An 11776-nucleotide genomic window follows, 5' to 3' on the forward strand; every position below is an offset into this window, starting at 1 on the left:
TTATTGATTATCCTGAGTGGATACCAAAAATGAAGCTCTATTGCAAAAACGGTTCTGTTGCAAAGTTTGAAAAAACATAAACCGGCTTACAAAATACGGTTGTAGTTTAAGCAGTTCTGAATAATTTTTGTAATTCATTGTACGTCGAAAAAGGGAAGTCTGGAATGTGACTTCTCTTTTGTTTGTATATAGCATGAATCGTTTCGATTCCTTTCAATGTACGTGAAGCATGGCGAAGGCTTTGAAATCCTGCGGATTTGGCAAAATGTCGCTTGATATGTCTATGATCTTGTTCGATGAGGTTATTTAGATGCTTAACGGTACAATGTTTCGTATGCAGATAAAAACCGTTATGTTTCAGTTTTTTGAATGCACAAAGTAGGACAGGAGCCTTGTCTGTTGTGAGAGCCGTTGGTTCTCCAAAAGCTTTCACTAACCTTTTCATAAACATATAGGCGGCTTGATGATCTCTTGTTTTACGAAGAAGGATATCCAAGGTATATCCTTCTTGATCAATCGCACGATAAAGATAACGCCACTCTCCCTTGACTTTGGTATAGGTTTCATCTAAATGCCATACGAAATGTGCTGATTTATTTTTCCCAAATTCGATAAATCAAATTGCCATATTCATGCACCCAACGCATGATTGTTGTTGGGTGAACAGAAATTACACGTTCTTTCAGGATTTCAGATACATCACGATAACTTAAAGAAAAACGGCAATAATAGCCGACGGCTACTAAAATAATATCTTTCTTGAACTGTTTTTCTTTAAAATATTTCATGCATCATGCTCCTCGAATCATTTTCCTTACATTTTAATTTCACTTAAAAAACTTTGTAACAGAACCCCAGAACTCAATAGAGCCTTTAAAGTGTTTTAATTGTACAGTACGAGAAATTATATATTATTTTCTAAACATGCTCTACCCTTGATTATCTGCATTCCTTTTAGTCGAAAATTCACATTTTTATTCTATGTTAAAGATCCGTAGATCATGGGTGCTAGCCTCCATACCATCAGCCAGCACTCTCACCCAAAAACAAAGGGTTTCTCAAAATATAAACATAACCTATTTAGGACTAAAAAATTTTTTTAGTCCTAAATAGGTTATGTTTATAAGTTAGTTTTTATAGATACATATTAAGACCTTTGTAATACTATACATAATGAAGAATAGCAAATATTGATGATATACGGAATAATAAGAATTCCGATAGCTGAATTGGTAGGTATATTTTCACTTAATATATAAAGAAAACTGAAAATTGTTATAAATGGAGTTAGTATCCATAATGTTTTATTTATACGATATTTTTTTTCATGGGTTCCACCTCTATAATAATCATTATAATTTTTATATTTATAGTATTACATTAAAATAGTATATGAACTATCTAATTGCCTTACATTAATATAACAGTTTTGTAAGGTTTGGATAAATTTTAATAATTTTTTAACTATACTTTTTGTTTTTATCTCCAGTAGGTCTCACCATACCATTTTGGGAAAATTATACGTTTAGGAGCTGGTTATTTAGTTTATTACTTTATGACAGAATTTTTGTCTCGTAATGGTCTTAAACGATTGAAATTTTTTTGATTTAAGTTTCAAATATAACCATCTGTCAACGTGACGTGTTCCTATTCAAGTGGCGATATATGTTGTAAATACTTTTCTGGAATGTCCACGTCTTCTAATTCTAGGGCTCTACGACTATTCCAATTTTCCTTCATTTCAACTCATACAAGGTTATAAATGTGAAACCTAGATAAATCGTTCTACCACGAGGAAGAAAGGTTCTTGTGCAAAGTTGAGGTGTGCTTAAATTACTTCTATGAAAAAAGTAGATCATCCTATTAGATAAATGAGTTTAATAAGAAATATTTGTTAAAGAAACCTTTTCTTAAGGAAGGGTTTCTTTTCATCTGTAAAAGCATGTCTAATACTCTAGAGGGTGTTGCAAAACTAAAATAAACATGCAATGTTATGAATTAGAAAAACTAGCTGAACATGTAGTAGATAGCGATTTTGACCATACCAACGAGGCTGTTCCAGCCCTTTATCTTTTAATGTACTAAACTGTTGTTCAATTTTCCCACGCTCTTTCATCAACTGTTTTCCAAAGATGGTTTGTATAAAATGAGACAATACACGACGATGTGTATTCTTAATTTTTTCACCATTCCGAGGGTTGATTGGATTTATGGCAAAGATGTCACGTGTTCGTGCAATTTCATAAATGTGCTGACTATCATAAGCCGCATCTGCAACGGAAAACAGGACATTTCGATCTTGTATACCTTGAAGTAATACAGGAGCCATCTTGCTATCATGTACGTTTGCTGTTGTAAATGTATAGGAAAATACAACACCTTCTGGTGTAGCACAGACATGAGCCTTATAGCCCTTATACCAACCATAACGAGTAGATTTTCCCTATTTTGCTTGGGAATCGTATAAACTACTCCGTAAGGCTGTACTATCAATTAAAACACACGGAATCAGTCCTGAATTCATTTCTTGAAGAGTTTGTTTATGCATCAATGGAATTCCTTCGTTGCGAAACCAAGTACCTACACGTGAAAAAGTAGATATATGAGGAACAAAAGAAAGACCACAAGATACACGAAATGAAGGATATTGATGCAAGAAACGAGTTAATTTGCGTAAAGAGTCAATTTGGAATACAGTTTTCAAGAAAAAACATTTCAGTAAAGATTTTCTACAGATGGGTGGGCGACCTGTCACAGGCGGAACACCTTCAATAGTTAAACTGTCTACGTATGCAAATAAAACCTGTAAAATGGATTGATTTTTATCAAACTTGGTTAGTATACTAGTAAATCCGTCCTCTCTGGAGATAGTTTGGGTTACTATCATTCTTCCAGGAAAACGGATTTTTTTATGCATTCATTTTTGGATATTTATAAGTTTTGCAACACCCTCTTACATATAAATTAAAAGACGAAATCTAATTTTTAAGATTTCGTCTTTTATACAGTTTAAATCATTTCAATCTATTAAAGTACAAAAAAATTCTATTTTTAAAATATAAGTCCTACTTATATTTTTGACTATTTTAATTCATTGTACAAGCCTTAGAGTTTTTGTATAGAAAGCTCTTTGTTGTTAGATGTTGTTTTTTTATTATATGAAAACCATGAAATTATTGAAAAAACATAAAAGCCCATTATGCCTCCACTAGTATTTAGAATTATGTCATCAATATCAAATAAGCGATAGGGACAATTATATAGACCATACACCCCTGTTAATTGTGTTATTTCAAAGAAAAGAGAAACCGAACTTATAATAAGTAATGTTTGCAGAATTTTGTAACAGAAATAATAACGTAAATATATTCCTAATGGAAGTAATAACATCATATTACATACCACTTGTATGAAACCACGTTCTTTAAATATTTTAGCATATGTCATTGGAGAATTCCAAATAACATTTGTTTCCCTAAAAAAGTCTGCAACAAATGTAAAGGGAACTAAAGAGTAATGTTGCATCCCTAATTTTTGTATACTGCAAGTATTGAAAGTAGTTGGTAAAGGGAAGATAACTAAACAATATGAAGATATTCCATATAATAATAAAGAATATACAATAAACGTATGAAAATAATGAATATAACCATATTTCTTATATTGCCACAATAAAAATGGAATTGAGACGATAGAAACAACAATTAGAAATATAATAACAGCAGTTTTAATGGATAGTAGATACGTCTCCAAGTTCATTTTCCTCCAGAAAATCAAAAAATAAAATTTATAGTTTTTATCCCTTTTTAACATTAGGGATATCACCCTTTCTTTAGTCTATCCATACTCTGCCTTTATTTCTATCGAATTCTATTACACTATTCTTACATCTTTGTAATAGTATAAGATGGAGTGAAAGAAACACTTATCAATAATTATAAAAGTTTTTGCGCAGCCTGTTCTGTTCGTAAAGGTAGACGTATATGTACAAATGACAAAAATCATTGTACAAAACAAATAGACCATTAAAAGAAAATAAAGGGATTGAAACGATTCAGGCCCTATATAAACAGAGACGAAGTCTTGAATCAGATTCCGTCTTTTCTGTGTACAAAGAACTACAAAAATTAGTAGCGATTGCTTAAATTCTATCCAAAATTTATAGCCCTCTTTATATTTTTTCTAACTTTGTAACGGGACCACCAAAAAAAGAAATTTGTGCGTTAAGGAATTTTTTACATAAATAAGTGGTAGATAAACCAACAAACGAACTATATCCACTAGTTGGTTTTAAAAATCTAATAGTTATTGATAGATTATAAAGCTTTAATTATCAAGGTAATAAAACCTTATCAATAGGGTGTACTCTACTGATAAGGTCTAACTCATAGAAGGAAGAATATTCAGTAACTCAAACAACTAATAATCGAATTAATTTGGAAAATATTTCTTAAACGTACAATTTTCTTTTTTCGGTCGTGTGACCCTTATAAGGGGGATCGCCAACTTATAAGTCAAAAAACAAAAACAGAAGGTCTTCTAATTATTAGAAGACCTTCTGTTTAATAATTATATAACTACTATGCATCTCTGCGTTTGATAAATAATACTGTTCCTAGTGCTAGTAATAAAAGGCCAGCTCCCATTGAAAACCACATGGACATATCTCCACCTGTAACTGGTAATACTCCTGATTTAGCTGTTTTAGTTGCTCTAGGTTGCTCTGGTTGTTTTTCAGTTACCTGTGGTTGTTCTGGCTTAGATTGTTCAAGTTTTACTTCTTTGAACTTCACAGTTTGACCCATGTCTTCGATATCAGAGTGAATTGCAACTAAGATACCATCTTGATATAGTTCTTCAAATACTACAACTTCTTTACCTTGTAGTTCAGAAGCGTTAAATGTAAATTCTAATGTGATGTAGCCATCTTTCTCTTTCGCAGTAAACTTAGATTCCGCTGTTACTTCTTTACCATTTACAATTAGTGGTTTGTTTGTAGCTTTATCCATTAGTTTACCTTTTACAACGTATTCTTTACCCACGATTAGGTCTTTGTATCCAACTTTATCTTGGATTGTTACAGATTTTGTAGCATCTAACTCTTTAGATCCATCAGCTTTGTTTGTAGCTGTTGTTTTCACAGAAGACTTAACAAACTTAACTGTTTGATTTTTGTCGTTGATATCAGCATGCATTGTAACAACTTTACCATCTTTCAGTACATTTTCGAATACTACAACTTCTTTTTCTTCTAAACCAGTTGCATCAAATGTGAAGTCTAATGTAATAGAACCGTTTGCTTCTTCTGGTGTAAACTTAGTTTCTGCTGTTACTTCTTTACCATTTACAATTAGTGGTTTGTTTGTAGCTTTATCCATCAGTTTCCCATTTACAACATACTCTTTACCCACGATTAAGTCTTTGTATTCAACTTTATCTTGAATTGTTACAGACTTAGAAGTGTGCATTTCTTTTGTACCATCAGTTTTATCAGTAGCTGTTGTTTTTACTGATGGAATCTTTTCATCTGCTACAACGTGTTTAATGATTTCACCATTCTCCTTGATCTCAAAAGAGAACATTTCTTCATTAATTACATAACCTTCAGGTGCTAAAGTCTCGCGATAAGTGTACTTACCAAAGGGAAGTTTTTCAAACTTTGCGATACCTGCAGCGTTTGTTTTACCTTTAACCACTTCTTTTCCTTCAGCGTTAAAAATTGTAAATTCAGCGTTTAGAAGTTTGTTATTACCATCAGCTACATCAACTTTTGTAATTTCTAATCCACCTGTAACACCCTGGTTTTTCACTTCGAAACTCAGTGTTTTATTGTGTTCTTTAATTTCGAATGAATACTTTGTATTATTCGGTACATATCCATCTAAGGCTTGTGTTTCTTGGAAATAATACTTTCCAAAAGTAAGTCCTTCTTTTTTTGCGATACCTTCTTTATTAGTTATTACTTTTGTGACTGCTTTACCATCCTCTGTAAAGATAGTAAATTCAACGCCTGTAAGGACTTTCCCGTTATCACTTAATTTTTTAATTTCAATGTTGCCTTTAATACTTTCATTTTTCAACTGAATTGAGGCTGTTTCTCCAGTTTTAATCTCAATGATTTGAGGGGTTGGATTCAATATATGTCCTTCTGGAGCTTTTATTTCTTTTATAGTATATGCGCCAATCGAAAGGTTAGATAATACTGCTGTTCCATTTTCTCCAGTTGTCATTGTACCTACAGATTCATTGTTTGTATTAAAAACCTCAAACACAGCACCTTTTAAAACTTCATTTTGTTCCCCTACTTTTTTAATTTGTAAAGAACCTAGTGATTCCCAATTAATAGTAAGATCACGACTTATTTTCTCTTCATTTCGTTCTAATAAGACTGTAGTATTTTGAATTGTATCTGTCCCTTTATAAGCAATAGCTTGTACCTTACTAAGATTTGAAATTACTTTTAAGTTAAACCCACCTGTTTTGGTTGTTTTGGGAATCTGCATACGGAACTTTTCCCCAACTGTAAACTGATTTTTTACTTCGCCATTTTCATTAATAATTTTAACGCCATCAGGTGCATTATTTGTTTGGATAGTAAATGTTCCACCTTTGGCATTTGTTTGAACTGTATATAAGTTTGTTTCAAAGAAGTCACCTTTTAATTCAGCTTTTTGCTTTTCACTTGGAACAACATCCATGGAAATATCTTGTGTTTCTTTGCTGTTATTTGCTGCATTGATAATAGACTTTGTTGCTTTTTCTACATTTGTATTAACATATTTTAATTCATTCACATCTAATTGGCCCAGGGCATTCCAAATTGCCAGTTGGGTGCTGTAATGAGCTTCTTGCCAGTTACTAACACCTAACTCACTTGGGCTTTTTTGAGGATAACCATTCAATAGTACACGATATACAATATTATCGGTCTTCCCTATCTCAGGAAGATCTTGACCATCTGGAGATTTTAAACCAAACGTTAAGCAATAAGCGATTTGACCATTCGCTGCTTTTATTAGTTCGGTTCTAATATGTTTCCCAAGTTGATTGCTGTAGCTCCAATCCATTGCATACTTTTCATGTGTCATAACTTCTGCGTTAGCCTTTGGTAACATTAAGTTAAAGAAAAGAGATATTACAGAAAGTAAAGCTAAAATTCTAATTACATATTTTTTTCCCATATTGAAACCTCCTATTTGTTTTACATTTAAATTGTTTTAATATTCTAAATAGTAACAATAAATTACAAACTTTAACATTAATTTAGGTTTTTTTAGATTGAGAAATATTTTCCACTCTTAATATTAAGAAAATTCTATATTTTTTTGCGGTACCAGGGTTTTAAAAATCTAATATTACTAGCTTCTAGTCAAAATAAAATCGCTGATGAACATATTAAAAAGGTTTTAATACAGGTCGGATTAGAACCAACTGACAAAAGAAAAGTAAAATAATATTCATTGGGAATGAAACAACGGTTAGGAATAGCACAGGCAGTAATGGAAAACCCCAATATTCTAGTATTAGATGAACCTACAAATGCTTTAGATAAAAATGCGGTAAAGATTGTAAGAGAACTTTTATTAGATTTAAAAGAGCAGGGTAAACCAATTATTATAGCTAGTCACGATCAAAATGAATTACAAGTGCTATGTGATGATTTATATACTATTGATACTGGTGAAATTATTGAGCACTGCACGACGGAGGATTCTGATGCAATGTTTTTTGAACCGAGTAAAACTGTAGGGAAAATGCGGTGAGGAGAATGAGACATTATATAAACCTTACTTGAATGTTTATACAACACAAAAACCTACCCTAAAAAACAGCATGCTACTCAAAGGGTTGAACAGTAACAAAGGAAAGAGCACTCGAAAGAGTGTTATTTTCTAAATTGGACCTTTAGCTCAGTTGGTTAGAGCAGACGGCTCATAACCGTCCGGTCGTAGGTTCAAGTCCTACAAGATCCATATGAAAATAAAGCATCTATTACTAACTTAGCGTAATAGATGCTTTATTTGGTTTTGCTGCAAAGTTTGAGTGTGCTTAAATTACTCCTATGAAAAAAGTATATCGTTCTATTATATGAACGAGTTTAATAATCAATATTTGTTAAAGAAACCTTTTCTTAAGAAAAGGTTTCTTTGTGTTCGTAAAGGTAGACGTTTTGGAACTACATAAAATCTATGAAAATCCAGTTCCTAAACGTTGAATTTCTATTTTAGGAACGAACCTATAAAAACAACACCTTTAGGTTCGTTTTTCTGTTATAATATTATTATGTAAACAAAATAGAGGGGAATTACAAACATTGAATAACAGAAAATTCGGATATATACGAGTGAGTAGTAAAGATCAAAATGAAGGTAGACAAATAGAAGCCATGAAACAAGTTGGGATTGATGAACGCGATATTTTTATCGATAAGCAATCCGGAAAAGATTTTAATAGAAAGAATTATCAACTTGTAAAAATGATGTTACGAGAAGGGGACGTTTTATATGTTCAATCGTTGGATCGTTTCGGAAGAAATAAAGAAGCGATTTTAAATGAATGGCAAGATATCACAAAAAATATAAGAGCGCATATTGTCATCATCGACATGCCTTTATTAGATACAACAAAATACCAAGATAATCTGGGAAACCTCATTACAGACCTTGTACTTCAAATTCTGTCTTGGTTGGCGGAAGAGGAGCGCACAAAGATAAAAACTCGACAAAAAGAAGGCATTGCATTAGCTAAAAAGCAGGGAATGCATTTGGGAAGACCTAAAGCTAAAATAACAGCGGAGTTTATTACTGTTTATAATGCTTGGAAGATAGGTGAACTGACAGCGGTAGAAGCTATGAAGCAAGCAGATATCGCAAAAACTACATTTTATCGACTTGTGAAAAAGTATGAAGGCCAGAATTGATAATGAAAAAGTAAGGCGATAATAAGAATTATAAACACTTTGCGTCATCATTGTAAGAACATAACAAAGGAGAAGAACTTAATAAGATTCTTCTCTTTTGTTATGTTTGTAGTATATAAAAATACGAAATAAAGCTATTGTTGCTTTGTTATATAAAAATTACATACTAAATTCCGTATAAAAGGTATCAAAAAATTACACATGATAGTTGTTGATGTTGATGAACTGAGATTCCACGTTCTTTTAAAACTTCAGATACATCACGATAGCTTAAAGAAAAACGGCAATAATAGCCGACGGCTACCAAAATAATATCTTTCTTGAACTGTTTTCCTTTAAAATATTTCATGTATCATGCTCCTCGAATCATTTTTCTTACATTTTAATTTCACTTAGAAAACTTTGCACCAGAAACTTCTTGAATATCTACAGGCGTATAAACAAATATTGGTTCAATATCTGCTCGTCTTTTATACATATCTTCGATAGTTTCCGCTACTACGAATCTGTCGATACTTCCTGACGTTAAGCGAAATATTTTCGCCATATTAATCCCTAGAAAAAAGAGCTACTTCATAAATCAATGTAATTGAATTATGAAGTAGCTCTCATATAGTTATCTTATCGTATTAACAACACTTTTCCTTCATTGCTTGCATCATGGACATAGTCGCATTCATTATTTCATCACATTCTTGCATCTTATTCATCAAAGCTACATTCATTTTTACATCCATATGCATTATATTGCTCATCATCATCTTCATACACTTCATTTCACACATCACTTTTTCCGAAAACAAATATTGAGAAATATATCTCATACTAACAAAGATCATTCTATTCTAAATGATATGTAGGTACTAACGGTTTTGTTGCAATGTTTCTCAACAACAGAACCACCTTATTTATTCACTAACGTCACTAACTTCAAAAGGCGTTTGTATGTCATTTAAAGTTAGTGACAATTTATTATATAGGGGATGCACAATCGGCTCCATCCAAGCCTTTTCAGCATCTTTCCCTTTGTATTCCACAAAACATGGAACTTCCTGACTCCAGTGTAGAGGAGCCCCCACTTCAAACCTCTTAACAGCGGATCCTATTCCTATAGAATTATCTTTTGATGATCCATAAATTCTATGCTCTGTCTTATTATCATCATTACTTAAACCAACAGAATCGATAAACCCACCACTATAGGTCCAATATTCCCCTGCATCCGCTTTAGTTGTTTTTACTCTTATCTTATCATTAAATTTGATGAATCCATCTGTTCTGTCTTCATCCTCAAAAATAATAGGGGTTCCATTATCCATTGGAGAATCAGCAAAAAGAACATAATCATACAAAGCCCAAGTCTCAAATGTTACTCCACCTTTATGGGGTAAATTTTTATCTTTTAAATAGTATGGCGTGTTATATTTCAATCTTTCTCCATTTTTTGTTACAGGATCGGAACGATCTGCAGCTAACGCCGTTACTGGAAGTGAGGCTACAGCAATTGCTAAAGTTAGTACACTGGTTAAAGTTTTTTTCATTTTTGACATTCTCCTAAAATGATTTTTTGTAAGCTGACTAACATCAGTGAGATTCTTGCTCTCAGGATCTATTTCTAGTATCGCTGACGTGCAAGATAAGAGGCGTCCTTCCCCTACCTCATCGTTCCCTTTGCTGATAGAATGTTACTATCAACCACAGGTACATATCTAATATTCATATGCCCCTTTGAAAGGATAAGATGTTATCAGCATGTCAAACGTCGATTTGCGAAATCGCCTGGATTTCAAAATATCCGACACGCCTCTCGTATCATAAAAGGGATTGAAACGATTCAGGCCCTATATAAAAAGAAACGAAATCTTGAATCAGATTCCGTCTTTTCTGCGTACAAAGAACTACAAAAATTAGTAGCGATTACTTAAATCCTATCCAAAATTGATAGCCCTCTTTATATTTTTTCTAACTTTGCAACGGAACCTGAAAATAGATAGAATTGCAAAATAGTTGTACAAAAAGTGCAATTGTCCTAAAAATATTCCTATGAAATAACAAGATAGTACAAAAAATGAAAAAATATCACCATATTTTTTCATAGAAATCATATATTATATTCTTAACAGTTCTGTTGCAAAGTTTCTTAACATCACATGAGACGAGAAATTTGTCACTAACGATTATGCAACTATAAATAATTTTTGAAGCCGTGTACTTACTCTATTTAAATTTTTATCACCTTTGTCTTGAAGTGTCAGCTCTTCAAGACAAAGGTGTGAAAGAACGACACTTATGTATTAAATGGCGTATCATTCTCCACAGCACAATACTTATTACATGAAAATCGATGGAATCACAGTAATCAAATAATCTGGCATAGAGATATGCATCATCTGTATCACACCTTTCTAAAATGACTTTTAAAATGACTTTCAAGACCGATATTACAAGATAATTTATTATCTTACACTATTAAAAAAGAGGTTTGACAAAGGACAGAATCACAAAGTTTAATTAATAATCTATATGGTTATATCGATATTTTAGTTCTGTTGCAAAGTTTGAAAAAACATAAACCCGTTTACAAAATACAGTTATCGTTTAAGAAATTCTGAATAATTGCTGTAATTCCTTGTACGTCGAAAAAGAGAAGTCTGGAATGTGACTTCTCTTTTGTTTGTATATAGCATGAATCGTTTCGATTCCTTTGATGGTACGCGAAGCATGACGAAGAGGGTTCTGTTGCAAAGTTTTTCGAGTGGAGCTAAACTGTAGGGAAAATGAGATGAGGAGAATGATACATGGGATATTTTAAAGGAAAACAATTCAAAAAAGATATTATTTTGGTAGCCGTCGGTT

The 11776-nt window shown here is 32.3% G+C and carries 7 protein-coding genes, 1 tRNA gene and 6 pseudogenes; 5 read left to right on the plus strand and 9 right to left on the minus strand.

Features of this window, described 5'->3' with window-relative positions:
- Nucleotides 1-106 precede the first annotated feature (106 nt).
- The 3 genes and pseudogenes from CDB3_RS29125 to CDB3_RS29135 all read right to left on the minus strand — a co-directional run bounded on the left by CDB3_RS29125 (nucleotide 107) and on the right by CDB3_RS29135 (nucleotide 3813).
- Nucleotides 107-788 (minus strand): annotated as a pseudogene (locus tag CDB3_RS29125) (IS6 family transposase).
- Nucleotides 789-1972: 1184 nt separating this feature from the next.
- Nucleotides 1973-2842, minus strand: a pseudogene (locus CDB3_RS29130) (transposase).
- 263 nt (nucleotides 2843-3105) lie between these two features.
- Nucleotides 3106-3813: a VanZ family protein gene (locus CDB3_RS29135; protein ID WP_256869970.1), complete on the minus strand. Its 708-nt coding sequence runs from the start codon at nucleotides 3811-3813 to the stop codon at nucleotides 3106-3108.
- A 224-nt stretch (nucleotides 3814-4037) separates the two neighbouring features.
- Here CDB3_RS29135 and CDB3_RS29140 point away from each other — a divergent pair.
- Nucleotides 4038-4145 (plus strand): annotated as a pseudogene (locus tag CDB3_RS29140) (IS6 family transposase); the annotation flags it as partial.
- A 435-nt stretch (nucleotides 4146-4580) separates the two neighbouring features.
- On the opposite strand, the gene CDB3_RS29145 reads toward CDB3_RS29140, so the two are convergent.
- Nucleotides 4581-7181, minus strand: a complete 2601-nt coding sequence (locus CDB3_RS29145) for a VaFE repeat-containing surface-anchored protein (protein WP_128856878.1) — start codon at nucleotides 7179-7181, stop codon at nucleotides 4581-4583.
- Nucleotides 7182-7466: 285 nt separating this feature from the next.
- On the opposite strand from CDB3_RS29145, the gene CDB3_RS32715 reads away from it, so the two are divergent.
- The 3 genes from CDB3_RS32715 (at nucleotide 7467) to CDB3_RS29160 (ending at nucleotide 8920) form a co-directional block, all read left to right on the plus strand.
- Nucleotides 7467-7763, plus strand: coding sequence for an ATP-binding cassette domain-containing protein (locus CDB3_RS32715; RefSeq protein ID WP_256869971.1), 297 nt, complete (start codon nucleotides 7467-7469; stop codon nucleotides 7761-7763).
- 136 nt (nucleotides 7764-7899) lie between these two features.
- A tRNA-Ile gene (locus tag CDB3_RS29155) sits at nucleotides 7900-7973 on the plus strand.
- 341 nt (nucleotides 7974-8314) lie between these two features.
- Nucleotides 8315-8920, plus strand: a complete 606-nt coding sequence (locus CDB3_RS29160) for a recombinase family protein (RefSeq protein WP_128856879.1) — start codon at nucleotides 8315-8317, stop codon at nucleotides 8918-8920.
- 220 nt (nucleotides 8921-9140) lie between these two features.
- On the opposite strand, the pseudogene CDB3_RS29165 reads toward CDB3_RS29160, so the two are convergent.
- The 4 genes and pseudogenes from CDB3_RS29165 to CDB3_RS29175 all read right to left on the minus strand — a co-directional run.
- Nucleotides 9141-9269: pseudogene (locus tag CDB3_RS29165) on the minus strand (IS6 family transposase); the annotation flags it as partial.
- A 39-nt stretch (nucleotides 9270-9308) separates the two neighbouring features.
- Entirely contained in the window at nucleotides 9309-9467 is a 159-nt protein-coding gene (locus CDB3_RS31905; RefSeq protein ID WP_179139775.1) for a hypothetical protein, read from the minus strand.
- An 82-nt stretch (nucleotides 9468-9549) separates the two neighbouring features.
- On the minus strand, nucleotides 9550-9759 hold the full coding sequence (locus CDB3_RS29170) for a hypothetical protein (RefSeq protein ID WP_128856880.1): 210 nt from the start codon (nucleotides 9757-9759) through the stop codon (nucleotides 9550-9552).
- A gap of 69 nt (nucleotides 9760-9828) precedes the next feature.
- Nucleotides 9829-10461 carry a hypothetical protein gene (locus tag CDB3_RS29175; RefSeq protein WP_128856881.1) on the minus strand — a complete coding sequence of 211 codons (633 nt, stop codon included), beginning with the start codon at nucleotides 10459-10461 and terminating at the stop codon, nucleotides 9829-9831.
- A 204-nt stretch (nucleotides 10462-10665) separates the two neighbouring features.
- Between CDB3_RS29175 and CDB3_RS32720 the strand changes: the two are divergent.
- A pseudogene (locus tag CDB3_RS32720) lies at nucleotides 10666-10845 on the plus strand (IS6 family transposase); the annotation flags it as partial.
- A gap of 673 nt (nucleotides 10846-11518) precedes the next feature.
- Here CDB3_RS32720 and CDB3_RS32725 read toward each other — a convergent pair.
- Nucleotides 11519-11650, minus strand: a pseudogene (locus tag CDB3_RS32725) (IS6 family transposase); the annotation flags it as partial.
- Nucleotides 11651-11776 lie beyond the last annotated feature (126 nt).

It is taken from the genome of Bacillus sp. CDB3 (assembly GCF_002081505.1).
Classification (GTDB): domain Bacteria; phylum Bacillota; class Bacilli; order Bacillales; family Bacillaceae_G; genus Bacillus_A; species Bacillus_A cereus_AT.